Source organism: Rhodoflexus sp., from assembly GCF_053489755.1.
In genome coordinates this window covers 20,264-46,527 of the sequence record NZ_JBRCHD010000061.1, presented here as the reverse complement: position 1 = coordinate 46,527, position 26,264 = coordinate 20,264, and the positions used below count along the sequence as shown (strand labels likewise).

At 46.2% G+C, this 26,264-nt stretch carries 22 protein-coding genes; 8 read left to right on the top strand and 14 right to left on the bottom strand.

Annotated elements, in window-relative coordinates; genetic code table 11:
- The 3 genes from ACWIP2_RS13910 to queG form a co-directional block, all read right to left on the bottom strand.
- Positions 1 to 555, bottom strand: a complete 555-nt coding sequence (locus ACWIP2_RS13910; protein ID WP_448520550.1) for a rhomboid family intramembrane serine protease — start codon at positions 553 to 555, stop codon at positions 1 to 3.
- A gap of 35 nt (positions 556 to 590) precedes the next feature.
- Positions 591 to 1,958, bottom strand: coding sequence for a BatD family protein (locus ACWIP2_RS13905; RefSeq protein ID WP_448520549.1), 1,368 nt, complete (start codon positions 1,956 to 1,958; stop codon positions 591 to 593).
- 99 nt (positions 1,959 to 2,057) lie between these two features.
- On the bottom strand, positions 2,058 to 2,996 hold the full coding sequence (gene queG, locus ACWIP2_RS13900; RefSeq protein ID WP_448520548.1) for a tRNA epoxyqueuosine(34) reductase QueG: 939 nt from the start codon (positions 2,994 to 2,996) through the stop codon (positions 2,058 to 2,060).
- Positions 2,997 to 3,086: 90 nt separating this feature from the next.
- On the opposite strand from queG, the gene ACWIP2_RS13895 reads away from it, so the two are divergent.
- The 5 genes from ACWIP2_RS13895 to ACWIP2_RS13875 all read left to right on the top strand — a co-directional run bounded on the left by ACWIP2_RS13895 (position 3,087) and on the right by ACWIP2_RS13875 (position 7,435).
- Positions 3,087 to 3,641, top strand: coding sequence for an RNA polymerase sigma factor (locus tag ACWIP2_RS13895; protein ID WP_448520547.1), 555 nt, complete (start codon positions 3,087 to 3,089; stop codon positions 3,639 to 3,641).
- On the top strand, positions 3,638 to 4,756 hold the full coding sequence (locus ACWIP2_RS13890) for a S1C family serine protease (RefSeq protein WP_448520546.1): 1,119 nt from the start codon (positions 3,638 to 3,640) through the stop codon (positions 4,754 to 4,756). The genes ACWIP2_RS13895 and ACWIP2_RS13890 overlap by 4 nt, the downstream gene beginning before the upstream one ends.
- Positions 4,757 to 4,826: 70 nt before the next feature.
- Complete coding sequence (locus ACWIP2_RS13885) at positions 4,827 to 5,537, top strand: SDR family NAD(P)-dependent oxidoreductase (RefSeq protein ID WP_448520545.1); 711 nt, start codon at positions 4,827 to 4,829, stop codon at positions 5,535 to 5,537.
- A gap of 200 nt (positions 5,538 to 5,737) precedes the next feature.
- Complete coding sequence (locus tag ACWIP2_RS13880) at positions 5,738 to 6,970, top strand: nucleoside recognition domain-containing protein (protein ID WP_448520544.1); 1,233 nt, start codon at positions 5,738 to 5,740, stop codon at positions 6,968 to 6,970.
- A gap of 60 nt (positions 6,971 to 7,030) precedes the next feature.
- Complete coding sequence (locus tag ACWIP2_RS13875) at positions 7,031 to 7,435, top strand: hypothetical protein (RefSeq protein ID WP_448520543.1); 405 nt, start codon at positions 7,031 to 7,033, stop codon at positions 7,433 to 7,435.
- Between the two features lie 70 nt (positions 7,436 to 7,505).
- Here ACWIP2_RS13875 and ACWIP2_RS13870 read toward each other — a convergent pair whose 3' ends face one another.
- Positions 7,506 to 10,577: a glycosyltransferase family 117 protein gene (locus tag ACWIP2_RS13870; RefSeq protein ID WP_448520542.1), complete on the bottom strand. Its 3,072-nt coding sequence runs from the start codon at positions 10,575 to 10,577 to the stop codon at positions 7,506 to 7,508.
- Positions 10,578 to 10,695: 118 nt separating this feature from the next.
- Complete coding sequence (thrC, locus tag ACWIP2_RS13865; protein ID WP_448520541.1) at positions 10,696 to 12,012, bottom strand: threonine synthase; 1,317 nt, start codon at positions 12,010 to 12,012, stop codon at positions 10,696 to 10,698.
- A gap of 35 nt (positions 12,013 to 12,047) precedes the next feature.
- Between thrC and ACWIP2_RS13860 the strand changes: the two genes are divergently transcribed.
- Positions 12,048 to 13,100: an NAD(P)/FAD-dependent oxidoreductase gene (locus tag ACWIP2_RS13860; protein WP_448520540.1), complete on the top strand. Its 1,053-nt coding sequence runs from the start codon at positions 12,048 to 12,050 to the stop codon at positions 13,098 to 13,100.
- Positions 13,101 to 13,286: 186 nt separating this feature from the next.
- Here the strand turns inward: ACWIP2_RS13860 and ACWIP2_RS13855 are convergent, their stop codons facing one another.
- The 3 genes from ACWIP2_RS13855 to msrA form a co-directional block, all read right to left on the bottom strand.
- Positions 13,287 to 14,333 carry an SO2930 family diheme c-type cytochrome gene (locus tag ACWIP2_RS13855; protein ID WP_448520539.1) on the bottom strand — a complete coding sequence of 349 codons (1,047 nt, stop codon included), beginning with the start codon at positions 14,331 to 14,333 and terminating at the stop codon, positions 13,287 to 13,289.
- Complete coding sequence (locus tag ACWIP2_RS13850) at positions 14,330 to 15,523, bottom strand: parallel beta-helix domain-containing protein (protein WP_448520538.1); 1,194 nt, start codon at positions 15,521 to 15,523, stop codon at positions 14,330 to 14,332. Before ACWIP2_RS13850 ends, ACWIP2_RS13855 begins: the two co-directional genes overlap by 4 nt.
- A 95-nt stretch (positions 15,524 to 15,618) precedes the next feature.
- On the bottom strand, positions 15,619 to 16,269 hold the full coding sequence (msrA, locus tag ACWIP2_RS13845) for a peptide-methionine (S)-S-oxide reductase MsrA (RefSeq protein WP_448520578.1): 651 nt from the start codon (positions 16,267 to 16,269) through the stop codon (positions 15,619 to 15,621).
- Between the two features lie 88 nt (positions 16,270 to 16,357).
- On the opposite strand from msrA, the gene ACWIP2_RS13840 reads away from it, so the two are divergent.
- Positions 16,358 to 17,305, top strand: a complete 948-nt coding sequence (locus ACWIP2_RS13840) for a transglycosylase SLT domain-containing protein (protein WP_448520537.1) — start codon at positions 16,358 to 16,360, stop codon at positions 17,303 to 17,305.
- 247 nt (positions 17,306 to 17,552) lie between these two features.
- On the opposite strand, the gene ACWIP2_RS13835 is transcribed toward ACWIP2_RS13840, so the two are convergent.
- The 4 genes from ACWIP2_RS13835 to rsgA form a co-directional block, all read right to left on the bottom strand.
- The gene (locus tag ACWIP2_RS13835; RefSeq protein ID WP_448520536.1) at positions 17,553 to 20,282 is read right to left on the bottom strand and encodes a hypothetical protein; all 2,730 of its coding nucleotides are present in this window, start codon (positions 20,280 to 20,282) and stop codon (positions 17,553 to 17,555) included.
- Positions 20,272 to 20,868: an RNA polymerase sigma factor gene (locus ACWIP2_RS13830; RefSeq protein WP_448520535.1), complete on the bottom strand. Its 597-nt coding sequence runs from the start codon at positions 20,866 to 20,868 to the stop codon at positions 20,272 to 20,274. Before ACWIP2_RS13830 ends, ACWIP2_RS13835 begins: the two co-directional genes overlap by 11 nt.
- Positions 20,869 to 21,001: 133 nt before the next feature.
- Complete coding sequence (locus ACWIP2_RS13825) at positions 21,002 to 21,883, bottom strand: Cbp1 family collagen-binding glycoprotein adhesin (RefSeq protein ID WP_448520534.1); 882 nt, start codon at positions 21,881 to 21,883, stop codon at positions 21,002 to 21,004.
- 87 nt (positions 21,884 to 21,970) lie between these two features.
- Positions 21,971 to 22,903: a ribosome small subunit-dependent GTPase A gene (rsgA, locus tag ACWIP2_RS13820; RefSeq protein ID WP_448520533.1), complete on the bottom strand. Its 933-nt coding sequence runs from the start codon at positions 22,901 to 22,903 to the stop codon at positions 21,971 to 21,973.
- 172 nt (positions 22,904 to 23,075) lie between these two features.
- On the opposite strand from rsgA, the gene ACWIP2_RS13815 reads away from it, so the two are divergent.
- On the top strand, positions 23,076 to 23,684 hold the full coding sequence (locus ACWIP2_RS13815) for a TonB family protein (protein ID WP_448520532.1): 609 nt from the start codon (positions 23,076 to 23,078) through the stop codon (positions 23,682 to 23,684).
- A 143-nt stretch (positions 23,685 to 23,827) separates the two neighbouring features.
- Here the strand turns inward: ACWIP2_RS13815 and ACWIP2_RS13810 are convergent, their stop codons facing one another.
- Both ACWIP2_RS13810 and odhB read right to left on the bottom strand, forming a co-directional pair.
- Complete coding sequence (locus tag ACWIP2_RS13810; RefSeq protein WP_448520531.1) at positions 23,828 to 24,511, bottom strand: DUF3592 domain-containing protein; 684 nt, start codon at positions 24,509 to 24,511, stop codon at positions 23,828 to 23,830.
- A gap of 175 nt (positions 24,512 to 24,686) precedes the next feature.
- The gene (odhB, locus tag ACWIP2_RS13805; protein WP_448520530.1) at positions 24,687 to 26,240 is read right to left on the bottom strand and encodes a 2-oxoglutarate dehydrogenase complex dihydrolipoyllysine-residue succinyltransferase; all 1,554 of its coding nucleotides are present in this window, start codon (positions 26,238 to 26,240) and stop codon (positions 24,687 to 24,689) included.
- Positions 26,241 to 26,264 lie beyond the last annotated feature (24 nt).

The window sequence follows — 26,264 nt, the reverse complement described above, 5'->3', positions numbered from 1 at the left end:
CTAATAAATAGGACGGCGACGGAAATTAAAGCCAAAGACAGCCCCGCAAATCCCGCCGATGATATGGGCAAATTCAGAGATGTTATTCTGCTCAAACACGCTGATTAACTCCCTGCCCAGAAACAGGACAACTACCAGCACAAAAGTCAGCGGAATGCGTCCGCGCTGCAAATTGACAATAGAGCTAAGCAAAATCATCATAAATACGATCCCACTTGCGCCCAAAAGCCCGGACGAGAAAAAGAAAATATTCAGCACTCCCGTAACCAGCGCAGTAATGAACATCATCAGTAGCAAACCCGAAGAACTGTATTTTTCCTCGAGAATAGGCCCCAGTAGCAAGATAAAAGTCAGATTATTGAGTAGATGTCCCCAGTCGGCATGCCCAAGTACGTGTGAAAACAGTCGAAAAAAGTCCAGCGGATTGGTGATGTCCATTGTTCCTGCTACACTAAAAAGGGGCATCAGGTTGATACCAAAGCCTTGCAGCACTACTAAAAATGTACAAACGAAAGCAAAAGTGAGTACAACCGGCGCATTATATTGTATTCTCATAGCAGCTGTTTTGAGGGAAAGATACAGAAAAGATACTATTTGCGTTTGAGTCCTGCCAATGCAATTACCAAACCTGCGACGGCACAAATACCAAGGGCAAAAGTCAGCAGCCACTTCCAGATGTGTACGCTTTCGAGGCTTTTCAAGTTATTGTCCAGCTTGTAAATGCCGTCGTAGTAGGCGCTGCTGCTACTGTTGCTGATGCTGTTATCTGCACGGCTTTCGCCTGCTACTTCAATGACAGTGCTTGGCTTTAGCGTATCGTAGTCATTTTTTTCGGTATTGAAAAAAATCCACTGGAAATAGTCTGCCATTTTGTATGTTCCCGGCTCGTTGGGGATAATCATGTAGGTGAACTTTTTGCTGCCTGTAACGCGGCTGCCTTCGCGGTTGATTTGCTGCTGCACATTGGGCGGATAGAGTTCCATAGCCAAAGTGCGGCGCGTATCGGGTTCGCGTATGAAGGCAAAGTTGCCCTCGCCTGTGATTTGAAAATCGTAACTCGTGCTTTGCCCGGTTTGCAGGCGCGTTTGTCCGACTTTTTCTTCCAACTTGAAACGTCCTACGGCTACCCTATCGCTCAGCGGATGCGGAGGTAGTGGCTTTACCTTGATTTTCAGCGGCTTAGAACTATAATTGCGCATCTCCTCGCGCCCGCTGTTATTGAGTCTCCATTTGACTAAGGGCAGCGAGACCTGAGGCAGTTGGATCTCTCCCGCCTTGTTGACATAGTACTGCGACTGATAAACCTTGTATTGCTTGTAGTCTTTGCCTTTGATCTTTACCAGCACGGGAATCACATCACGGGGTACATTAAAGTTCTCCTCCCAGCAATTATCAGGCTTGAGTTTTTGACTCATCGCTGCAACGCGCTGTGCCATATCGGATGGAAAGCTGATCAGCAAAGGATTGTTGATGCTTTCGTAGAAGGCAACCATTACGTTAAACCCTTCGCCAACGTACACCTCTTTGGTATTGGTGATAACTTCCAGAAAAATATTCCCGCGATTGATTGCTATTTCGGATTCCATCAGGTCGGGAACAGACCAAAAATCCCTACCCGATACGCTTGCCTCGACTACGTTTACAGTAACGCCTGGCGAACTGACGGACTCGCCATTGACAATAATTGAAAACGGTGGGACTGTGTAGCTTCCTTCTTTTAAAGGACGATAGTTCTGCACAATGTAAGACACGGGAGTAATGCGTCCATTGGTCAGGATTTGCCGATCGCCTGAGGAAATATCGGATTTGGTAAATCCTTTGATCGTCGGGAAAGCGCCATAGTCGCTAATCTTCACATTGATTGCCGATATTCTGATTTGGAACGACTCATTGATGGGGATCTCTGTTTTGGGAATTTCTATCTGAATTTCCTGCGCTTGCGCCTGCAAGACCCACAAGCACGCAAATAAACTTGTAAGTATGCGGGACAACTGTTTTTTGTTGATCGGAAAATAGCTAAAAAGCATCTAAAAGCCTTTGAAAGTTCAACAAAAATACTATATTTGCTCAGTAACAAACGCGATATTTCGCTTTAAGCCCGTTAGCTTAGTTCGTTTGACGGCTGATTTTTTGAAGAGTTTACCGAATACTTCTTCGGTAAGCTCTTGCCAGTCGGAAGACTTCATTTCCTCAAGTTGCGGGTTCGGTTCGAAAGCAGGCTCGCGATGCGGTTTGGCAAAACGATTCCACGGGCATACATCTTGGCAAATATCGCAGCCAAAAATCCAATTTTCCATCTTTCCTGCAAATTCATCGGGAATTTTGTCTTTCAGTTCAATCGTCAGATAAGAAATACACTTGCTCCCATCTACTACATAAGGTTCTACAATGGCGTCGGTTGGGCAGGCATCAATACAGCGCGTACAAGTACCGCAATAATCCTTTGCGGGTGCATCAGGCTCCAGTTCCAGATCAATAATCAACTCTGCAATGAAAAAGAAACTACCCAGTTTGCGGTTGATGATATTGGTATGTTTACCCAGCCAACCCGCACCACTGCGAGCCGCCCATGCCTTGTCCATTACAGGGGCAGAATCTACAAATACGCGCCCGTTAATATCGCCAATCTCCTCGCGAAGCGCAGCTAACAGCGACTTGAGTTTATCTTTGATAACAAAGTGGTAGTCTGTTCCGTAAGCATACTTTGATATTTTCAGTTCGTCGTCGCGGTACAAGATCCGCTTATTGGGATAATAGTTGTAGAGCAGCGAGACGACAGATTTAGCCCCGGGCACAAGTAAACGCGGATCTAATCGTTTATCAAAGTGATTGGCCATGTAGCTCATCTGCCCATGCATCTGCGAGTTGAGCCAGCGCTCTAGCCGAGGGGCTTCCTCTTCCAGAAAATCGGCTGCTGAGATACCACAAAAATCAAAGCCTATTTCGGTTGCTTTTTGTTTGACAGTATTTGTATATCGGATGCGCTGCAAATTCATAGTAGCGGGTTTGAAACAAAATTATTACAAAAAATTTTTTTCCTTTGGGGGGTTACTTATCCCTATTCAAGCGTATTAATGAGAGTAGCAATGAAAAAAACTACCTTGTTTACCGAAGAGAGCTTTGTAAAAGCACTTCGTGAAAACGATGAGGTAGTGATGAGCCGCCTCTACAAGCTCTACTTTCCGATGGTGTTGCACTTAGTGGTAGTCAATAGCGGGACGGAAGATGAGGCAAAAGACGTTTATCAGGAAGCCTTCATTGTACTATACGAAAGTCTGCAACGACCGGATTTTCAGTTGCGATGCAGTATTAAAACTTTTCTTTATTCGGTCAGTCGAAACCATTGGCTGAAGCGATTGCAGGCAAAGAAAAGCAAAACTGATCTGAAAGACATAGAAGAATTTATTCCTTTTGCCGAAGACAGCGTCAGTATTGAAAACGAAGCGCGACTGGTACAGGTTGAAGTAGCTATGCAACGACTCGGCGAACCTTGTCGTACGATTTTGGAGGACTACTACCTCAAGGAAATGAGCATGGCTGAAATCGCCGAGAAAATGGGATACACAAATGCAGACAACGCCAAAACACAGAAATACAAGTGTTTTAACCGTTTGAAAAGGATAATTGAGGAATTGAAATGAAGACTGAAGAGCCAATCCGGTTGTGGGAAAAAATTGAACGCTATGTTGAAGGCAACATGGAGGCTAGTGAATACCTTGCATTTGAGCAGGAAATAGCCGAAAATCCTTCTTTAGCTAAGCAAATAGCCGACTATCAATCTGTACGAACATCACTCGATTCACTCAAAACACGCAGACAATTTCGCGCTAAATTAGACGTTTTCCATGCACAAATAGATCCTATAGAACAGCAAACTGCGCTCAAAGTCTATAAGAACAAGGAAACATGGCGCAACTACATGTCCAAATACCTTCCTACCATAGCAATCGCTGCCAGCGTTGCGCTCATCACGGTTCTGAGTACGCTTTTCACACTTGGTTATCTGAAAAGCATGGAACGCAGCCAGCAGAGCAACCTCAAGCTGTTGCGCCGCGAGTTAGACCAGATCAAACGCGACATTAAAAGCACTAAGGATACGATTAAACGCCCCATCCCGCGTGTTTCAGCAGCCCCACAGCGATTTGAAGGCACTTGTTTCGCCATTTCCGATCAGGGGCACTTGATTACCAGCTATCACTTAGTAGCCAAGGCAGACTCTATTTTCATTGAGTCGGTAACACTGCCCGGCCTGCGTTACAAAGTAGAGCTTGTCTTCGGCGATCCCGCTACAGATCTTGCCATTCTGAAAATAGCAGACAGTACGTTTAGCGACTTTGGCAAGATCCCTTACACGCTCAAAAAAGGCTCGATTGATTTAGGGGAAGAGATTTTCACACTCGCTTATCCTAAAAATGATCTTGTGTATGGCGAAGGCAGCATCAGCGCGCGAACAGGTTTTGAGGGCGACTCGACAGCCTACCAAATCTCCATTCCGGTAAACCCGGGTAACAGTGGCGGCCCTGTTTTTGATGAAAATGGCAATATCATCGGTGTAGTATCAGGTAAACTTTCAGGTGCGGAAGGTGTCGCCTTCGCACTAAAATCGTCTGTCATCTGGAAAATCCTCAAGGACAGCATACCGGATCAACTGGACAACATATTGGATCTGCCACGACAAAGCAAGCTGACGAGTCAAAAGCGGCCGGCACAACTCAAAAAAATGCAGGATTTTATTTTCCAAGTAAAGGTGTATTGATTGTTGAAGCGATTACGCAACAAGCAAATATTGCGTACCTTGCGCTTGTAAGACCAAAACAGTTTCAACCATGCTCAATTTTCAAGGAAAAAATATCTTAATTGTCGGTGCAAGTTCCGGCATTGGCTATGCAATGGCACATCGGCTGATAGATGCGGGTGCAAATGTTTACTCTGCCTCTCGGAATTTTCCTTCAGGATTAGATATTGCAGGGCATACAATTTACGATGTCTTAGATCCGAATGCTAAACTGGAAAATCTGCCCGATCATCTGGATGGAGTTGCCTACTGCCCCGGCAGCATCACGCTCAAACCCTTTAACCGCCTGACCCTAGAAGACTTTCGCAAGGACTTCGATATCAATGTTTTAGGAGCTGTAAAAGTCATTCAAGCAACCCTGCCGCTCTTGAAGAAAGCCCCCGAAGGCGCAGCCATTGTACTTTTTAGTACTGTCGCAGTTTCCGTAGGTATGGGCTTCCACGCCAGTATTTCTTCAGCCAAAGGCGCAGTAGAAGGTCTTGCCCGCTCGCTGGCTTCGGAGTTAGCCCCTTCCAAAATTCGCGTAAACGTAGTAGCGCCTTCACTCACCAAAACACCCCTTGCACAACAATTGCTCTCCTCGCCCGAAAAAGAAGAGGCTTCAGCTAAACGCCACCCAATCGGGCGCGTCGGTAAAGCACACGACGTAGCAGATGCTGCTGTGTTTCTGCTTTCCCCTACGGCAAGCTGGATTACGGGACAAGTCATAGGTGTAGACGGCGGCATGGGAAAACTCAAGTAGTTTCAAAACATGCTTGCTATTTTTTGCCGACATGAGTTATTCCGAAAAATCTGTGTAGAACATAGATTTAGACAGATCATACAAGTAAACGCTGTTTTTTTGGCGTAAAAAACTGCACAAAGCCGCGTAATCAGCATTCCAAAACTGGGAATGGCTCATGTATATTCATCAATCGTAAAACACCAAGTCGAAACCACCTAATGGCATTAAACTATATCTGGCTGGCATTTTTTCTAATAGCCTTTATTGTTGCGCTTGTAAAACTCATCTTCTTTGGCGACACAGAAATTTTTCAGAAAATTGTTGCCAATACTTTCGATACCTCCAAAACCGCATTTGAAATTTCACTGGGGCTGACGGGCGTTATGACGCTGTGGCTCGGACTGATGCGCATTGGCGAAAAAGGCGGCGCAGTGCAACTCTTAGCCCGATTGGTAAGCCCCTTTTTTCACAAATTATTTCCCGAACTACCGAAAAACCATCCGGTCATTGGCTCAATTCTGATGAATTTTTCTGCCAATATGCTTGGGTTAGACAATGCTGCTACTCCGCTTGGGCTAAAAGCCATGCGCGAAATGCAAGAGTTCAATACCGATAAGGAAACGGCTTCCAACGCACAGATTATGTTTCTGGTACTCAATACATCGGGACTTACCATTATTCCGATCAATATTATGGTTTATCGAGCACAGATGGGCGCTGCTGATCCTTCAGATGTATTTATACCGATTCTGTTGGCAACTTTTTTCTCGTCGTTGGCAGGGATGCTCGTAGTTGCTTTCTATCAGAAAATCAACCTATTTAATCGTGTAATTTTTGCTTATGTAGGCGGATTGAGCATTTTTATCATAGCTGTTATTGCTTATTTCCGTACTCTGCCGCAAGAAAAAATAAGCGTGGTTTCTGCTGTAACGAGTAATGTTATTCTCTTCTCCGTCATTATCAGTTTTTTGCTGCTTGCATGGCGCAACCGCGTCAATGTATATGAGTCATTTATCGAAGGTGCTAAAGATGGCTTTCAGGTAGCTATAGGAATTATACCTTATCTGGTTGCGATCCTTGTTGCTGTTGGTGTATTCCGCACTTCGGGAGCGATGGACTACCTGATTGCGGGGCTGGAGTGGACAGTACAATTGGCAGGACTAAATGCAGACTTTGTCCCCGCCATGCCTACAGCATTGATGAAACCACTGAGCGGCAGCGGCGCACGCGGCATGATGTTAGACACCATGAAAACTTATGGCGCAGATTCTTTTGCAGGAAGGCTCTCCGGTATAATTCAAGGATCTACCGAAACTACTTTTTACGTATTAGCAGTCTATTTCGGCTCGGTAGGTATCCACAAAACGCGTCATGCGCTTACCTGCGGACTGATTGCCGATGCCGTAGGGGTAATTACTGCCATACTGCTGGCATACTTATTTTTTCATTAAGTAATGGCTACTCTGCATTTTACATGACAAGTTGATACATTTGCGAAAACCTATCTGCTTATGCACGTACACGAATCCCGATACGTCATCATTGACTGGGATGCCTCGACCTCTATCATTAGCTACATCTACACACCTAATGCAGACGAAAACATGACCGCAGATGACTTCAAAGCAAATATGAGCGCTTATGGCGGCTTCTGCGAACAATATCAGCCTGAACGTCTGCTGATTGATATACGTAATTTGCGCTTCACTATCACGCCTGATCTGCAAGAATGGACAGCAAAAGAAATTGCACCACGCACCACCAGCTTGAAGCGGATGGCAATATTGGTAAGCAGCGATATTTTTGCACAGATATCCTTAGAACAACTGATGGAGGAAGAAGGCATAGCAGATAGATACAGCGCCCCTCGCTATTTTGAAAGCGAAGAAGAAGCCAAAAACTGGCTAACTGCCTGATCTATATTGCAACAACAATAAATACAAAAAGTGCCGCCCTGTTATTCAAGGCGGCGCTTTTCATAGTTATCTAACGTCCATACAAGCGGTCGTAGTAAGTGTTGAATAATTGCTCGTACTCATCGAACTTCTTGCTGAAAAATGCCTGACGTTCTTTTGCCTTTTCAATATCTTCAGGCGTAATGGAGGTGTCGCTGGCAGCAGCAAATTTTTCAGCAATATTCTTCTCGCGATCGGCAGCCTCTGCATAGAGGTCGCGCAACTGGTTGAGCATAATCATGCTGCGGTCTTTGAGTGAAGAGTTTTGGAAATCATCCAAATCGTAGCGAACAATATACGCCAGATTATCCTTTGCACGCTTACCCACGAGGTCAGCCAACTGATTGCCGCGATCGTATTCTTTCAGCGCATAGAACAACTTGATATAGCGCGGAATGTAGTAGTCGTAAGGAATACTCTTATCCGGAATCTGGCGGAGGCTGGTTTCCAGTATTTCTTTTGCCTTTTCGTTGTCTTTGTCTAAGTAGAATTGCAACGCCAGACGATAGAAAGCATTGCGCGTATTGGCAGCAAACTTTCTGTATTCTTCGTCGTGATAAACGTTTTCATCGTCAAAGCCTCTGAACTGGAACTTCTTCATGTTTTCGTACATGACTTCTTTGTTAACTTCGCCCACATCGCCGCGATTATTGGCGCGGATAGGCATCAGGCGGTAAGTCAAACCCTCCATTTGCAACCACTCGCGCAGTTCCAGCGCAATGGTATTGGCAGAAGTGTTGTTAAAGTAAATCGGGCGCTCCCAGTTGTTGCTCACAATCAAGTCCAGCAACATCAAATCGCCTTTGTAGAGTGCACCTGCACCGTTGCGCATACCAAACTCCATGCGTTTCACTACTCTGTCTGCCTTTCCTTTGGGAATCCAGGGCTTTTGAGCAATGGCAGCGCTGTCCACATCTATATACACCCTTTTAGCGGGTATTGCAGCTGTTGCTCCCCCACCCTGCAAACTTACCTGAATAGCAGGATTGTTTTCCTTCACCAATTGCAGGAAATTTTTCAGATTGATTGCATTGGTTTTCACGGCAGGATTTTCTACATAAGGCACAAAATCGTTTACACCGCTTTTGTAGTTATCGTAAGTAAGGCTGAACGGCAGCGCATCCGACTCGTACACCTTGCGGCGCATTTGCTCAATATACCAGTCGGTATTGAAGTAGCTCAATACGATTACGCGCACGTCGGTACGGAAACCTTCTACCTCCTGCGCATACCACAGCGGGAAGGTGTCGTTATCGCCACCTGTGAATAGAATCGCATTCGGCGCACAGCTTGCCAGCATGTTTCGCGCCTGATCAACCGAGTGGAAGCGTCCGGAGCGGTCGTGGTTGTCCCAGCCTTTGACTCCCATAATGGTCGGTACACTCATGGATACCAGCAGTGCAAGGGCAGTAGCCGGTATCGGATTTTTAATAAAACGCATCAAACCTTCGGCGATGGCAAGCACCCCAAATCCAATCCAAATGGCAAAGGCATAAAATGAACCTACATAAATGTAATCGCGTTCGCGGGGTTCGACAGGCGGCGAGTTCATATAAACCACCAGCGCAACGCCTGTCAAAATAAACAACATACCAACGATGGCAAAGCCTTTTTCATCTTTTTTTAGTTGGTAAAGCAGCCCTATAATGCCCAAAATTAGCGGCAGCATGTAAAAATTATCGCGGGCTTTGTTTTTGGCAACCTCTTCGGGCAAATCTTTGGAAGGCGACCAAGGCAGCAACCAGCCGGATTCTTTTTCGTCCCCATCGCGACCTGCAAAGTTCCACAGAAAGTAACGAAAATACATATGCCCAATTTGATAGCGAATCATGTAGTACAGATGGTCTATCAACGTAGGGTCTTTGCCTTCTGGGATGCCCGCCCACTGACGATACAGTTCGGGGTGGTCTTCGCCATTGCTGTACATACGAGGGAAGAGTGTTTCCTTCGTATATTTGATTTCCATTTTGTAGTCGTAAATCTCATACTTGTCTTTGCCTTTGCGGTAAATAGGCGCACCCTGCTCTACCGATTCGCGCTCGGAAACGAAGGTGCGGCCATACAGCAGCGGACGATCGCCGTATTGTTCACGTTTCAGGTACGAAACAAAGCTCATCACGTCCGAAGGATCGTTTTCATCAATCGGTGGATTAAAATTAGATCGGATAATGACCAGCGCATAAGATGAGTAGCCAATCAGGATGAAAGTAAAGCCCAACAGGGCAGTATTGAGCGCTACATTTCCCTTTTGGATAGAATAGCGAATTGACCAAACCAATGCGCCGATAATGGCAAAGAAGAAAAACAATGCGCCCGAGCCAAAAGGCAGCCCCAGCGTATTGACAAAGAAGATTTCAAATCCGCCTGCGATAGAAGGCAAACCCGGAATTACCCCCACCATCACCACGCCGATAATCACAAGGCTGACGGCAAGCGTAACGATAAGCCCCATGTTGGTTGGCTTCGGATATTTTTTGAAGTAATAAATCAGCCCGAGTGCGGGAATCGTAACAAGGTTCAGCAGGTGGACACCAATAGAAAGCCCCATGATGTAGGCAATCAGAATGAGCCAGCGGTTTTCGTCGGATTCGTCGGCGAGGGTGTCCCATTTGAGCATTGCCCAGAATACGACCGCCGTAAAGAACGAGGACATTGCGTAAACTTCCGCTTCTACGGCTGAAAACCAGAAAGAATCGGAAAAAGTATATGCTAAAGAACCGACGATGCCGGCGGCTAACAAACCAAACGTTTGCGGGCCCGAAGGTTCATCAGTTGGCTTCAAGCCCATGATCTTGCGCCCCAGCAAGGTGATAGACCAGAACATAAACAAAATAGTAAAGGCGCTGCTCAAAGCAGAGAGCATATTGATCCAAAACGCCACCCGTAAAGTATCGCCCAACGCAAGGAAAGAAAAAACGCGCCCCAACATTAGGAACAGCGGCGCTCCGGGCGGGTGAGGAACCATCAGTTTGTAAGAAACGGCAATAAACTCGCCGCAGTCCCAGAAGCTGGCAGTGTCTTCAACCGTAAGTCCATAGACAACGGCTGCAATCAGGAAAATTACCCAGCCTGCAAGGTCATTCAGTTTTTTGTAAGTCATCATATGTGCATCATATCGGGCATCGCCTGCCCGTTCAGGTTCGCGAAACTACAAATCATTTTCCGAATCCGAGTTTTTTTGAGGGATAAAAACCGCACTTATTGTGCGCTGTTAAAGTTTTTTAACGGGGATAATGCTGCATCAGAAAGGCTTTGAAGGCAGCATAGTCCTTAGACAACGAGATGGATTGCTTAGGCATATCCAGCAAGTGGCGCAGCCTTTCGGGAATGGCAGGCGCTTCGCCGAGCACCTCCTCTACTACCTCGCCAAATTTGGCAGGGTGCGCCGTTTCCAGCACAATGCCCACCGCGTCCTGCGGCGCATGTTCCTTGCGGAACTGCTCCCACGCCAAATACCCAACAGCACCGTGCGGATCTATCACATAGTTATATTTTGCTTTTACTTCCTGCATCGCCAGTCGCGTAGCCTCGTCGCTGAAAGCATAACCATACAAGTGCTTTTTCATTTCTTCCCACGAAGGGAAAATAGCTGCCAATCTTGCAAAATTGCTTGGATTGCCTACGTCCATCGCATTGGAAATCGTAGCTACGGAAGGGCGCGGCACATATTGGCCGCTTTGCAGGTATTTCGGCACAATGTCGTTGGCATTCGTAGCCGCTACAAAACCCGCAATTGGCAAGCCCATTTGTTGAGCGAGAACGCCTGCAGTCAGGTTTCCAAAATTGCCGCTTGGCACAACAAAATAGACAGGTTTATCGCCATGTTGGCCGACTGCCTGCGCATAGGCATACACATAATAAAAAGCCTGCGGAATCAGCCTTGATATGTTGATGGAATTAGCGGAAGAAAGGCGAAAGTGTTGATTTAATTCACTATCCAGAAAAGCCTGTTTAACAAGGGCTTGGCAGTCGTCAAATGTGCCGTCAATTTCAATGGCAGTAATGTTTTGCCCCAGCGTGGTAAACTGCTTTTCCTGAAAATTGCTAACCTTTCCTTTGGGGTACAAAACCGCGACCGTAATATCGGGAACGCCCAAAAAACCGTGTGCAACGGCGCTGCCTGTATCTCCCGAAGTGGCAACCAGAATGTGCAGCGGCTTATCGCCTCTGGGCAGGAAATAGGACATCGCCTGCGCCATGAAGCGCGCCCCGAAGTCCTTAAAGGCCAGCGTAGGACCATGGAAAAGTTCCAAAATGCCCATTTGCGGCGCTAACCAAACCACAGGCGCATCAAAACCCAGCGTTTTTTGCACCATGCCACGCAATACGTCGGCGGGCAAATCGTCGCTTAGCAGCGCCTGCGCAAAGCCCAGCGCCGCCTCTTCCAGCGACATTTGTGGCAATTTTTCAATAAATTCGGCAGAAAGTTGCGGTAAACGCTCAGGCATGAAAAGCCCGTTATCATCGGGTAGCCCTTTTAATACGGCTTCGCCAAGGCTAACCGGCTGTACTTGGCGCTTTGTACTGTAATATTGCACGTTGATTCGTTTTATTTTCGCAAAGGTAGGGAAAAATGGCACACTACTTCATTGTCGGGCAGGGTATCGCGGGAACGGCGCTTGCCTATACGCTGCTCAGTCGCGGTCATACCGTGCAAATTGCCGATAACAACGCACCGCAAACGGCTTCCAAAGTTGCTGCGGGCTTGTTTAATCCTGTTACGGGCTACCGCATGACTAAGACATGGCTTGCCGATCGTCTTTTTCCTTTCCTACACGAATTTTATCCGGCTATGGAATGTGCTTTAAATGCCCGTTTTTTCCATCCGCTGCCCATGTACCGCCCTTTTGAAACGATGGCACAGCAAAATGAAGTCTTAGCGGAAACTGCCGATGAAAAATTTGCAGGATATGTAGATAAAATTGTTGATTCCTTCGGCTACGGCAGGCAGATAAAAGATGAATTCGGCGGCATCCTGCTCAAAAATTGTGGCTATGTGGATTTGCCTGCGCTGTTAGCTGCTGCTAAAACTGTTTGGCAGCAGGCAGGCATTTACAGGCAATGCGAAGTGCAAGAACCAGATATTCGCATTACCGATGAAAAAATTTACTGGCAGGACATTGCAGCTGACTACCTAATTTACTGTCGCGGCTGGAAAGAAACCACAAGTGGTCTATTTAGCCTACCTTTTCGCCCTGTCAAAGGTGAAACTTTGCAAGTAAAGTTTACCAATGAAACATACAGCGAAATTGTCAATCGCGGTTGCTGGATTTTACCGCAACCCGATGGTATTTACCGCATCGGCGCAACCTACCACAACGAGGATTTGAGTCCAGAACCTACCGCAAAAGGCTGGGATGAACTGACGGGCAAGGCAGCCAAACTCACCGCCGCGCCTTGGGAACTTGTGGGGCGTTCGGCAGGTATCCGCCCTGCTACTTACGACCGCCGCCCTTTTGTCGGTATGCACCCACAACAGCCGCGCATCGGTATTTTCAACGGATTGGGGGCAAAGGGCGTATCGCTTGCCCCCTACTTTGCCGCTGTGTTTGCTGATTTTCTGGAAGGAAAAATTGACAAGTTGCCCGCAGAGGTTGATATTACGCGTACTTGGCGTAGAACTTAGCGCTCTTTGCAGTTGAACCTTTTTACCGCGAAGAACGCCATGTTTTACGCGGAGAACACTGAGATTAAATTTATTTGTAAAACACACTCTTTGCGCACTTGGCGTAAACTTAGCGCACTTGGCGGTTAAACGCCAAGAATACCATTGCAACCCAGTCTGCCCCTGAGGACTGGAACGCTAAGCCCCCTATTGCACGGGCATCTGCCTGATCCACTCGCGAATCAATTCCAAACCTTCGCGGTGGACGACGGAACGCCCAAGTTCAGGCATCATCTCACCCGGGTCGGTACTGTGCAGCCGATACACGAGGATTGATTTTTCGGGCTGTCGCGGTACGATGTCGTATAGCAGCCCGCCCGAACCCTTGCCCGCTGCTACGGGCGTTTTCATAATGCCTAATGCTTTGGGGTCGTTGGTGTGAATATCCAGCAGCAGTCCCGAAGTACTCGCCGGACCTTTCGGGTTGTGGCAATGCCCGCAGTTGATGTCTAACCACGCACGGGCGCGGGCATCCAAAGAGGCAGAAGCATCTTGCCAATTCGCTAATTTCGGCACTTTGTCAAGCTCAGGTAGATTGAGCAATTTATTGAGTTTTGACAATTTAACCAACTGGTTTTCAGCACCATCGGCATAAGCATATAAACCATTTAACTGCCTTGCGGAAGGCCCTATCGGCATTAGCGTCTTGCCGACAATGTGGCAGCCTTTGCACTGGTTCATGTTAGGAATCTGGTAGTGGCTGATGGTTTGTTTAGCTCCTTTGCTGTCGCGCCACGTTACGGACTTGGTCTCACCCGCAGGTTCCAGAAAGGCATCGGTTTGTTCGTCGTTCCAAACGTAGGGCAGCGCCACCCAGCCACTTTCTTCGTGGATGAGCAAGCGCGTTTCCAATATCCGCCGCCCTTTTTCAGGCTTGCGCTCGTCGTTGTTGTAGTAAAAATTTTTGATAAGTACTGAGCCAATCGGAAAAGCAAGCACCGCAGAGTCGTTGTAAATAGCCTGTTTTCCCTCGGGGATGTAAACAAAGCGCTGTTTGTGTGCATAATCCGTAAAAAGCGGCGTATTCAGGTCGTAGGGCAACACATTGGCAGCAGGCTGCAAATCAGCAAGCGCGCCTTTGAAAAAGCCGTACTCGGAAAGGCTACTTTTGTACTTTTTCAGGACGCTGTGTCCGGCACCCAGCAAAGCTGCCATGAAAACAGCACAGGCAGCATAGAACCAAAACTTACTCATTGGACATCGGCTAAGGTTACAGGTTTAAGTGCAGGAAGTTCACAGTTGTATTCTCTAACAGCACGGCTAATATTTTTGAAATTATTGCCCGCATCCAGATCAGCGAATGATTCATTCGTATTATTGCGAATACATAATTGTAATTTTTCACTTCGCTGCTCATCCCGAATGCCGTCGTACATAATGTGCGGCACATCTGTTCCAAATTTGAGTTTGAAGCGAAACAGCGCTCCCATACGCCCTTTGGAAGTAGCCCGCACCTGCTGCCGCGAGAACTCATTGCTGTGAATATGAATTTTATCGGGATAAGGGTAATATTCTTTATCTTTGATTGGCTCTTCGGTCATGTAATAGCTAATAATACCTGCACCGATAGAGATATTATTAACGAACTGGTTGTTAAATACTTCTACATTATTTGTTGCCAGAATCAGCAAGCCTGTTCCTTGAGGCACTTTCGCTACGATATTGCCCTTGGGTGCAAAGTTGGGGTAGTTGTTTTCATAGACTTTGTTGTTATACACGCGCACAAAGCCGCCTTTTTTCTGAACCAAATCGGGTAGGTCAAATACGAGGATGCCACCTGTATTGTTAAATGCCTCATTTTCATATACATCTGCATAGAGCGAATTTTCAATTTCAATGCCTGCTACATTGTGCCATGCCTTGCAATTGCGCACGATGATCTCTTTGGACTGACCGACATAAATGCCTGCATCGGAAGCGCCCATTGCCTCACAGCGCTCTATCAGTACTTTTTGGCAATTGACAGGATAGAAGCCATAGCCTCCGTTGGTCTTTTTGGGCTTGCCCGACCAGCCCGTTTTGGTATCGCGAAAAGTGATGCCTTCGGTCTGCTGCACCTTGATCGCATCGCCTTTTGCATCCATTACGCTAAGCCCTTCTATAGTGATATTTTGGCTGTTGGTAATTTTGATGCCCTCTGCACCGGATTTTTGATTTTTAAAGGAAAGTATGGTTTCGTTAATGCCTTTCCCTTTGATGACTACATTTTGTTTGTCATCCATCCAAAGCGTCCCGTCCAGTTCAAATATTCCTTTTTCCAGATGAATGGTATCGCCGGATTTTACCATGATGAACTGATTTTGCAGCCGTTTTTGCAGATCCTTCTGTGCATAGGCAAAGATCTGCACGCATCCCAGACTTAGTAGAAGCAGTAGTTGTTTCATCTTCACAAAAATTTTAGTTGAATTTACGAAAAAATAATTGCCGCGCCTCTTTGAGATCCATCAAAAAAGCGCGGCAATTAAAAAAACTGCAACAGCTATTTCTTCACTTTTTCTTTGAATACTTTCTGGAACTTCTCTACTTTAGGCGCTATAACAAACGCACAATAACCCTGATAGGGATTGTTGTTGTAGTAGTTCTGATGATAGCTTTCGGCTTTGTAATAATTTCCATTTAAGGCAGTGATCTCGGTTACGATTGGCTTGTCAAATACCTTTTCCGCTTCCAAAGCTGCTTTATATTTTTCGGCTAACTGCCTTTGCTCATCGTTGTGGTAGAAGATTACAGACCGATACTGCGGCCCAACATCGTTACCTTGGCGGTTAGGAGTGGTAGGATCGTGTGTTTTCCAGAATACTTCCAGTAACTCTTCGTAGGAAATCTTGGACGGATCGTAAACGATCTTGCAGACTTCGGCGTGTCCGGTGGTTTTGTTGCAAACTTGCTCGTAGGTGGGGTTCTTTACATGCCCTCCGGCATAGCCCGATTCTACATGCAGCACACCTTCCACTCGCTGAAAAATAGCTTCCACGCACCAGAAACAACCTGCCCCGAAAGTCGCAGTATCTGTGTTTACATTAGTTGTCATAGCAGTAGATGATTGATTTTTTTCTTTTTTCTGCGCTTCGCAAGCTAAACTAACCAAAGAAAGTGCGAAAGCTAAAATATAACTAAGTGAGGCGCGCATCAGTTTATCCATTTTTGTTTATCGGATTGTACGTTTCCAAGCAAAACAACGTTAATTTTAAGGCAAATATCTAACCTTTTTTATTGCTATGTTGTTTGGTGCAAAGTTGCTTTCAGGCTTAGGAAGTGTTTGTATCGTTTTGTTTTTGGGCAGTGGCGCTTTGCTGACAGCAGATCCGGAGCAGGTAGAGGTAAACCCGGACTCTTTAAAAATAAAGAAACAGTATATCAGTACCTTCCCGCTGCCCGATAGGCTGACTTTTGCGGGCGAGGTTGTACCGATGGACGATCCGGATGTGCGCGAACGCATCGAACGGGAGCTCATCCAGAACTCTTACAAACATTCTGCTACAATTTTGATTTTGAAGCGCGAAGGCCGCTGGCGCAAGCAGATTTCGCGCATCCTCAAAGAAGAGGGAGTACCCGAAGATTTCTTTTATCTGGCTGTAGCTGAAAGCGAGTTGGATGAACATGCTCAATCAGGCGTAGGTGCTATGGGCTTTTGGCAGTTTATGAAGAATACCGCCCCTGCTTATCAATTAGAAGTAAGCGATCAGGTAGATATGCGCAAAGATCCGATTGCCTCGACTTATGCCGCCTGTCGCTACCTGAAAGAGGCCTATCGAAAATTTGGCAACTGGACGCTTGCGGCCGCTTCCTACAATCGTGGCATGACAGGTTTGGACAATGCGGTTAAGGCACAGAAAGTCAATAACTTCTACGACTTGTACCTCAACCGCGAAACCTATCGCTATGTCATGCGGATTATTGCTCTTAAGCTCATCATTGAAAACCCCAAAGACTATGGTTTTTTTATAGAGGAAGCCGATAAGTATCAGCCCTTTGCTACACGCGCAGTGCAGATAGATACTACTATCAACGATCTGCCGCAATTCGCGCTCGATATGGGCATTAATTACAAGATCTTGAAAATTTACAATCCATGGATCAACGGATCGGATTACAAACTCGTAGTTCCTAAGGGCAAATCTTACACTGTTGCGCTGCCGGAAAGCGTCCAAATAGCGGGCGAATAAAAGACGAAGCAGGTGCGTGTTCGTGGTAGCCGGGTAAATCTTGGAAAGGTGCAATCGGCTCGAAGGTATTGAAATGTCGCAGGTAACGCGCCTCTGTTGTCAAACAGAAATCAGTTAGCAACAACCTATCAGCCATTGGCTTTAAAGGTGGAGATGGCTTTGTATAGGCAGCTACAAAGATTAGCCCACCTGCTAAGCATAGCAGCCAGCTTATAGCTGCAACATACAAATTCCGATTGACAACCATCTACGACTCCCCTGCTAATATCTTTTTGAGGCTGTTGTAATTAACAGCGTCTTTGTCTATTTTCTTGAATACCAACTGTGGTGGGTTGTTGATATTTTTCTTGTACTGACGTATCCAAAGGTCGAAATCTTTCGCTGCAAATACAAGTACTGTATTATCGGGCAGCACACCTATCAGATGACCACCGGAAGCATCAAAATTGATTTCCGAAGGGCTATTGAGCGCAAACCTGCCAAGTGGTAAAACAACGTTCTGATGATTGCCTGCCAGTTGGAAAAGTTGCACACTGTCGCTGCTGCTCTCAAAAGACAAATTGAGATGACTGACTGCCAGTGTGGTTTGTTCAAAATGCCTCGATACATGATAAATACCAAAAGCTGTAACATGAAAGATTCGCAGGTGATCTGCCTCATGTTTGTAGTTTTCCTCTGCCTGCTTCAGCCTTTGCTCGGCTATGCGCCGGTTGCGTTGTATCAGTTCGTCTAAACTTGCCAGACGCGGCTGTTCTCGTTTTTGCTTAGGAGCGGCCGGCTGCACATAGGTGTAAAACTGGATGTCTTGCGCATTGCCGTTCGGCTCTACTATCGCCCGATCCAAGCTCAGACGATACATAGGTCTGTTAGGGTCGCCTTGTGGCCATATGATGAGCTTATTACCACCCATGAGCATGGCTGCCGCCTGTCCCTGCGGTGCAATTGCATAAAGAGAAGCGCTTTCCTGCCCGCTGATATAGAGCGTATCTGCTGCCTGCCAAGAGTCGGGCTGTTTACGCTGCATCGGAATTGCTCCGGGGACGTTGATACCAGAATCGTTTGTATTGTTCTCTTGTGCTGCTTTTCTTTGTTTGCGGTTGATATAAAACACGTGCTGGGCTACTTCTTTGTACTTTACACGTCCCTTCATAACATCGCCATCGGGCTGGCGCAGCCTTTTTGTATTATGAATAATTGCCCAGTTTTTCTCAAGAATACCTTCGCTGTCGTAGTTGGCGGGGCGTTCAAATTTGTCGCGTCTGCCCGACTGCTGCCACTGATCGTTGAGCAGATAGATAGAATTATCGTGCATCTTGCCAATCATTTGCGTGCCTGTTCGATTGGTGAACATCACATCAACAAACCAACTCTTGGGCAGTCCCTTGCGACGACTGATCATCTTTCCGTCAATTTCCCACAAAACGGCGCTTTCGTCGGCGTGAATGGTGACCACACGCTTGCCGTCTAATGAAATATCGTAGGTCATTACCTGTCCTACATAGTTGGTAATATAGCGATCGTCGGTATTAACCGTAGGGTTCAACTCACGGCTATTGGTGGGGGCAAGTTCGCCGTATTTGGTTACAAACTCGCCGTTTGAAGCCCTGTAACAGAGTAATTCTTTCTTTTCCGAAAAGCCAAGTACATATTCGCCATCGGGCGAAAAGCGCGCTTCTCGCAGTTCAAGCGGCTCTCTGGCAACCTGCTGTCCGTTAGCACGGAAGAGCAATACCTTGTTAAATGATTTGAGCAGCAGCTTTTTTCCGTCGGGACTGAAAACAATTTCAGTATAACTTGCAGCAGATACGGGGATGTTGTACAAAGGTATAAACATCGCCTTAGAGGCTTTGGCAGTTTGCCAACGGGAGGCAGTTACCCATGAAAGCGCCTCATCTTCAGGATCTTCTGCTGAAGGATAGAAGCCGATATACTCCATTCCTTGCGTATTGAGCCAGCTCAAAATCACGTCTGTTTTAGCAGCCTGGATTTGAAAACCGTTGACCGACTTGTCTTCCTGCTGTAATTGCTGGTTTTCAAAGGCAGCACGTGCACTTGCCTCCGCCTGCTGCAGATATACTGCTCGCAGCGAATCCAAATAGGCTTTTTTATGTGCATTGAGAATGATCTCGGATATTTCTGTCAACTTTTCGGGGTTTAATGCCCCCTCGCTGTGCTGATCGCTTGTAAAACTTGCCAAATGAAAATTACTATAGCTCGATTCGTTGGTAAACGATGCCAGGCTGACCGCTACAGGTTTTGTCAAAGTCAGTGGTTTGCCGTCTTGGTATCCATTGATTTCAAACATACCCGCAGATTCGAGTACCTTATCGAGGTCTTTCATTGGGATGCCGCTTGCAAGCATTTCCAAGCCATCGTGGAACTCGCGGTAGGTGAGTTGTACCTTGCCCGACACAGATTTACCCTGACTATCGGCAAATGCATTGGGTGGTATATTAATCAGGGTACCGCTTTCCAGACGGAAGGAGTTTCCATCTGCTGCATTAAGCTCGAATACTTGCTGGGGAACTTCCAGTCCTTGGATAGGACTTGTAAATCGGGTAGGCTCAGGCACTGCGGCAATCGTCTCAGTGCGCTCATTGAACAGGGGAATCAGCCAGAAACCAATGAGAAGCACCGCCGCAATGCTTGCTGCCGCCGCCAGCCCAATTCTGAGCATACGCACATTGCTATTGATTGGGCGGATAATAGGTGTCGGTATTACAGGCTCTTCAGCCACAGGCGGTGTTTCATCTGCATACTCGCCCTGCTCGTGCATTTGCTGTTGTATCATGCGCAAGCGTTCGGCAAAAGCGTTCTTTCGGATAGTATAGATGATTTCCTGATGGATTGCCAGTTCGTTCCGAAGAGCTTCGACAGTTTTTAGTTCTTCCTCAAACCGCACTCGGTCCTCTGTTTTCATTGTTCCATTGAGGTAATCATGTATCTTTTCTATCACAACGATCTCGTCAGATCCCATAAGTCGTAGTAATAAAAGAATCAAATTGTAACCCCATATCAACTGCCATTCGACGCGCTTTATTCAAACAACGCAGACGACGCGTGCGTACAGTTGTACACTCAATATTTTCTCTGGCTGCTATTTCGCTATCGCCAATTCTATCGAAGAAAATATTTTGCAAAAGTACGGCACAATCCTTATGTGCTTGCGAAAACTCTGCCATGAGTCGCTGAACCATTAGTTGCATTTGTATCTCTGCATCAGCAGGGCGATCCGGTTCTTCATCAGGAACCTCAGTATCTACGATCAATACTGTTTTACCGCGCTGCTTCAATTCTTTGTGCCACTTGTTGCGGGCAATCGTATATATGTATGTTTTTACAGAGGCTGTTTTTTTATATCTGCCACGCTGTATGTTGTCGTATAGATCGGTTATCGTATCGCAATGTATAACATCTACATCTGCCTCACTTCCATTATTTTGTAGCAAAAACTTACGGATCATGTTGCGATACTCCTTGCCCATAAGTATGCTATATGCCTTGGCGACAGTATGGTCATTACCACCTTTTTGCAGCGCTGTAATAATCTCATCGTCTGTCATGTCTGTGAAGCGAATTTTGATCGTCGTAGTCTATGTATTCATGTATTGCAATTTATACAAATTTTTTTCAAATAAAAAGCCACATCTAATTAGCAGATGCGGCTCTTGGAAAACTACTGGTTGATTCTTTGAATTATCTTACTACGATGGCAACAAATTTGGTTTTCCAGAAACTCCTTGGATCGGTAATTTTTAGTGTCAAATTGCTTCCAGATTCTACCAATTGGTAGCTGGAAGCGCTGCGGGCAGGAACTAATTCTACTCTCTTTGCCTTGTAATTGCCTATCTGAATTTCGGTGGCAGTACGGCTGTCCAACTTGGTAAACCTGCTTTCGTCAATATCGCTGTTGAGATCTTTATTGCGGTTGAAAAGCCCTTTGGCATCAATCACGCCGCGATTTTCCAACTCCTTGCGCGTACCAATTGCATAAAATACGCTGTAAAGCTCAGCCTGCGTTTCTACGAGTGCTGTTTGTGTGCGCTCCTGCTCTTCGGCTTTGGCAGCATACTGCGACTTGAGACCGGTAATTTCATCCTGCAATGCTGCAATTGTGCTTTGCAGGTCTCTGATCTGCATTTCTTTGTCCTGAATTGATTTCTGCAACTCATCAACCATTTTTTGCAACAGTGCATTTTCCTTACCAGATTGGGAGAGTTTACTTTGCAACTGGGCAATTTTAGCTTGGTTTTCTTTATTTAATCGGTCGAGTTCTGCAAAACTCTGATCAATTGTCAGCGAACCCTCGCGGCCGCTCATGCTACCAGACTTCATGCGAGCTGCAGCCTGACGAATCCTTTCCTCGCGCGCCCGCATCGTATCTAAGTTGGCATATAGCTCGTCCATCTCAGAATTCAACCCTGCAATATAGAGGCTGTCCTTGCGAATTTTAGCAAGAAGTTCTTCTTTTTCCTGCCTCAGTTTTTCGGTCTCACCGCTCCCACCTTCCGAACAAGCACCTAACATACCAAGCATAAGCATGCTCAAAATGAAGCTCCACAATTTTAAAGATTTCATAATTTGAAGATTTTTAGTTGAATGGTTTGAGATAGGTCCAGCAAGTTAGCCAATCCATGCGAGTAATCTGCAAAAATATAGCCATGATTAGCGTCTGTTATCGTCGTTTTCCAACATGCTAAGATAGCTCATGTAGCGGAAGTGGGCTATTTCACCTGTCTTTACCCTTCTAATAACCTCACAATCAGGCTCTTGCACATGCTGACAGTTGTAGTAGCGGCATTTGCCAAAGCAGTCGCGCATTTCGGGAAAATAATGACTGATCGGCTCGTCATCCATGTCTGCCAATCCAAGTTCTTTGATCCCAGGCGTATCAATTAGAAAGGTGTCTCGAGCGAGTTCAAACATTTCTGCAAATGTGGTTGTATGCACGCCTTTGCCTGCAAACTCTGAAATGGCAGATGTACGCAAATTCAACTGCGGGTTCAGGCTGTTAATTAGTGTTGATTTGCCCGTACCGGAATGCCCTGCAATGAGCGTTTTTTTAGCCGTCAGCAACTCTCTGAGCCGATTGACATTGGTTCCGTGGAGCGCAGAAATAGCAAGACAACTGTAGCCAATCCGCTCATAGGTTTGTATCAGTTCCTCCTGATACGCCAGCGCTTCGGCATCCAACAAATCGTTTTTATTGAAAAGAATAATCACAGGTATCCTAAAAGACTCGGCAGATACAAGAAATCGGTCAATAAAGCCTGTAGAAGTTCGCGGCAGCGCTACTGTCGCCATCAACAGTGCTTGGTCTATGTTAGCAGCAATGATATGTGCAAAAGCCATCTTATGGGGGGACTTACGGCTGATGTAATTTTCGCGCGGCAGAATATCCGTAATTAGAATTGTACCCTCAGCAGGGTTTTCTTCCACGAACTCTACGTAGTCGCCTACAGCTACCGGATTGGTTACTTTGGCCCCATGCAGTTTATATTTACCTCGCAGCCTTCCTCTGCGGATCGTACCTGCCTCGTCGCGCACTTCGTACCAGGAACCCGTAGAACGCATGATTAATCCCCGTTGCTTGATCATATGCCAAAGTTACGCGGATTTGTATTTATTTGGCATTCAAATTGTACCAAACAATATGCCCCTTTATTGCATGGAATTGGCAGTAATTTTTCTGTCAGATTTCTGTTAATTATCCTCATGCACACTACCAATCTCAACTGTAATTTTCGTATCCTACACATTTTAAATTTTTATGAAAACCAAATTTGCAAATTGGCACAACTGGGTCATACTGTCTGGGGCATTTTTTGTCTGGGCATGTCAAGAGCCTACTAAAGAGGAGGCTAAAGTCGAAGAATCAGCTATTGAAAAGGTTAAACCGGTTGAGCCTGCAAGCGCGCCGCCTGTAGAGACAGTTAAGCAGCCTGAACCCGTAAATCCGCAGCCCGAACCTGTAAAGTCGCAGCCTAAGCCTAAAAAAGAGACAGACCCTGAAAAAAAGCCGGTAGTGAAAGCGGAGAAACCCAAGAAAGAAGTTGAGGAGGTTGTACTCGTAGCAGATCAGCCTGCCGAACCTATCAGCGGTTATCCTGCCTACTATAGATACATCAAAAATACCCTACAATATCCCGAAGAAGCAAAAAAACACAATGCTGAAGGACAGGTATTCGTAGAGTTTGTAGTAAGAAAAGACGGCTCCATAGACGACGTTCGTGTCCAGTCGGGAAAGGGTATCGGATTTGGTTGCGATGAGGAAGCAGTGCGCGTAGTTAAGCAAGGCGAAAAATGGAAACCTGCCATCAATAAGGGTGAGCCTGTTGCGCAGCGCGTTACTTTGCCTATCAAATTTAAGTTGAATTAGGCAAAACAAATTTACTTTGTAAAAGAGACTGCCCAAAAAGTAACATAAACTTTAGTCTGCAATTGGTTAACTACTTGATAATCAAATAGTTATAGACTAAAATCTGTACTATGTTCAGCCTTTTGGACAGCCTCTTTTGGTGTTTAGATCAGGATGTCGTCGGGCAGCAGATCTGTGCTTACCCAATAGTTTTTCTCGCGGTTCATGTTTACATAAACCGGCACTTCTCGTCCCTGCCAGTATTGAGCAGGATCATCCAACAACCATTCGCTGTCAAATTGCAAGGTTTGCTCCTGAGGGTAGGTAATGTGTGCTGTCAGTTTGGCACGGTACAAATAGATCCCTGCCAGCGAAATTTTTTCTGTTGATTGATAGGATGCCTGCACAGCCCTTCCGAATGTTTTCAAAAAATTACTGCGATTGTCCCGCTGCCAAAGATAAAACAGCAGAAAGAAAGAAGCCGCAAACAAAGCCCCTGCACTAAAAATCCATACCTTGACACGCTTTACAGGATGCAAATGAACAGGCAGCATATCATCGGGATTGACCAAGTCGTACAGCACTTGCACCGAGTCGCCGACCTGCACAGACTCATCGGACAAGCGCGACTTGATCCTCAACTTTTGGTTATCGAGTGCTTTAAAGCTGATGACAGGAAAGAATTGTGTGCTGTCTGCATTGGCTTGCACCTCTACAACCACCCCATCTACCATTTCATAGACTTTGATGCGTTGATTCCAGTCGAAGATAGCATACAAAGCTCTTCCAAGCAAGAATCCTGCAAGTATAATAAAAGCCCATGCTATGATGCGGATGTACTTTCTCATATCAGTCTTATTTTATCTCTACCAAATGTAGTAAACATTATGACTTCCCCCGACAAGTTCAAGCAACGGACTGCAATCAGTTGTGGCAGGCTCGGCCCTTAACAAACATCGGTCAGACCTTGCAGATCTGACCGATGTTTGTATCCCTAAAATAAAATAGGCATTGTGTTAGCACTTACACACCTAATAATATACGCGCAGGATCTTCGAGCAACTGCTTTACGCGTACTAAGAAACTGACAGATTCTCGTCCGTCAATAATACGGTGGTCATAGGAAAGAGCAATGTACATCATCGGGCGGACTACTACTTGACCATTCTCGGCAACAGGGCGCTCGACAATGTTGTGCATACCCAAGATAGCAACCTGCGGAGCATTGATGATTGGAGTGGACATCAGCGAACCGAATACGCCGCCGTTGGTGATTGTAAACGTACCGCCTGTCATTTCCGGAATGCTTAGTTTATTTTCGCGGGCGCGGGTTGCCAAGCGGCTGATTTCTTTTTCAATTTCTGCAAACGACATTTGCTCTGCATTGCGCACCACAGGTACTACCAGACCTTTAGGGGCAGAAACTGCGATAGAAATGTCACAAAAATCGTGGTAAATAATCTCATCACCATCAATCTGCGCATTGACGGCCGGGAATTCTTTCAGGGCAATGCATACTGCTTTTACAAAGAAGGACATAAAACCAAGCCCAATCTCGTGCTTGTCTTTAAATAAGTCTTTGTACTTGCTGCGCAAATCCATGATCGGCTTCATGTTTACTTCGTTGAACGTAGTAAGCATGGCCGTTTCGTTTTTCACGGCAACCAGTCGGCGGGCAACCGTTTTGCGCAGCGAACTCATTTTTTCGCGGCGGGTACTACGCCCGTCTGTTGCAACAGCAGACTGAACAGGCGGGGCAGTAGTTGTCGGTTGTGCAGTAGCAGTAACCTGTGGCTGTACGGTCTTTTGTGCGCTTAAAGCATCCTCTTTAGTGATTCGTCCATCTTTTCCACTGCCTTTTACTTCTTTGGTACTAATACCTTTTTCTGCCAGAATTTTGGCAGCGGCAGGCGAAGCATGTCCTGAAGCGTAGGAAGAGGAGGCAACACCACTTACCGCAGTCTGTGCCGGATGTGTTGTTGCTGAAGTTGTAGTTGTTGTTGTCGTTGCAGACTGTGCAGTATCTTCTGTTACAATAATCTCACAGATCGGCTCGCCAATAGTCAGCGTTTTCTTATCTACCGCAATGATTTTCAGGATGCCTGATGCTTTGGCTGCCACCTCGAAAGTAGCTTTATCTGATTCAATTTCGCAGATCGGCTCGTCCATTTTTACAAACTCGCCGTCGCGCTTCAGCCATTGGGCAAGCGTAACCTCTGTGATAGATTCGCCTAATTGGGGAACGTCCATCAGAACGACTTCCTGTTTACCTCCTGTTTGCGCGATTTGATTAACAGCAACGGCCGAAGCATCGGCAGCGGCGCTGGCTTTTGCTTCATCAGCAGTAGTAGCAATACGGCAAATAACATCGCCAATGTTAAGCGTAGTGCCCGTAGGGGCTACGATGTGCAGCACGCCATCTGCTTCGGCAGGCAGCTCGAAGGTTGCTTTGTCCGATTCCAATTCGCAGAGGATATCGTCTGCTTTTACCTGATCACCTTCCTTTTTGATCCAGTTAGCGACTGTTACCTGCGTTACTGACTCGCCAACGGCAGGCACTTTCATTTCTATTGTCATAACAGTTTGTTTTTCTGTTGATTG

Bases quoted from the DNA above. Each gene is read 5' to 3' on its own strand.
- ACWIP2_RS13910 (WP_448520550.1), bottom strand. From the start codon at position 555: ATGAGAATACAATATAATGCGCCGGTTGTACTCACTTTTGCTTTCGTT.
- queG (WP_448520548.1), bottom strand. From the start codon at position 2,996: ATGAATTTGCAGCGCATCCGATATACAAATACTGTCAAACAAAAAGCA.
- ACWIP2_RS13895 (WP_448520547.1), top strand. From the start codon at position 3,087: ATGAAAAAAACTACCTTGTTTACCGAAGAGAGCTTTGTAAAAGCACTT.
- ACWIP2_RS13890 (WP_448520546.1), top strand. From the start codon at position 3,638: ATGAAGACTGAAGAGCCAATCCGGTTGTGGGAAAAAATTGAACGCTAT.
- ACWIP2_RS13885 (WP_448520545.1), top strand. From the start codon at position 4,827: ATGCTCAATTTTCAAGGAAAAAATATCTTAATTGTCGGTGCAAGTTCC.
- ACWIP2_RS13880 (WP_448520544.1), top strand. From the start codon at position 5,738: ATGGCATTAAACTATATCTGGCTGGCATTTTTTCTAATAGCCTTTATT.
- ACWIP2_RS13875 (WP_448520543.1), top strand. From the start codon at position 7,031: ATGCACGTACACGAATCCCGATACGTCATCATTGACTGGGATGCCTCG.
- ACWIP2_RS13870 (WP_448520542.1), bottom strand. From the start codon at position 10,577: ATGATGACTTACAAAAAACTGAATGACCTTGCAGGCTGGGTAATTTTC.
- ACWIP2_RS13860 (WP_448520540.1), top strand. From the start codon at position 12,048: ATGGCACACTACTTCATTGTCGGGCAGGGTATCGCGGGAACGGCGCTT.
- ACWIP2_RS13855 (WP_448520539.1), bottom strand. From the start codon at position 14,333: ATGAGTAAGTTTTGGTTCTATGCTGCCTGTGCTGTTTTCATGGCAGCT.
- ACWIP2_RS13850 (WP_448520538.1), bottom strand. From the start codon at position 15,523: ATGAAACAACTACTGCTTCTACTAAGTCTGGGATGCGTGCAGATCTTT.
- msrA (WP_448520578.1), bottom strand. From the start codon at position 16,269: ATGCGCGCCTCACTTAGTTATATTTTAGCTTTCGCACTTTCTTTGGTT.
- ACWIP2_RS13840 (WP_448520537.1), top strand. From the start codon at position 16,358: ATGTTGTTTGGTGCAAAGTTGCTTTCAGGCTTAGGAAGTGTTTGTATC.
- ACWIP2_RS13835 (WP_448520536.1), bottom strand. From the start codon at position 20,282: ATGGGATCTGACGAGATCGTTGTGATAGAAAAGATACATGATTACCTC.
- ACWIP2_RS13830 (WP_448520535.1), bottom strand. From the start codon at position 20,868: ATGACAGACGATGAGATTATTACAGCGCTGCAAAAAGGTGGTAATGAC.
- ACWIP2_RS13825 (WP_448520534.1), bottom strand. From the start codon at position 21,883: ATGAAATCTTTAAAATTGTGGAGCTTCATTTTGAGCATGCTTATGCTT.
- rsgA (WP_448520533.1), bottom strand. From the start codon at position 22,903: ATGATCAAGCAACGGGGATTAATCATGCGTTCTACGGGTTCCTGGTAC.
- ACWIP2_RS13815 (WP_448520532.1), top strand. From the start codon at position 23,076: ATGAAAACCAAATTTGCAAATTGGCACAACTGGGTCATACTGTCTGGG.
- ACWIP2_RS13810 (WP_448520531.1), bottom strand. From the start codon at position 24,511: ATGAGAAAGTACATCCGCATCATAGCATGGGCTTTTATTATACTTGCA.
- odhB (WP_448520530.1), bottom strand. From the start codon at position 26,240: ATGACAATAGAAATGAAAGTGCCTGCCGTTGGCGAGTCAGTAACGCAG.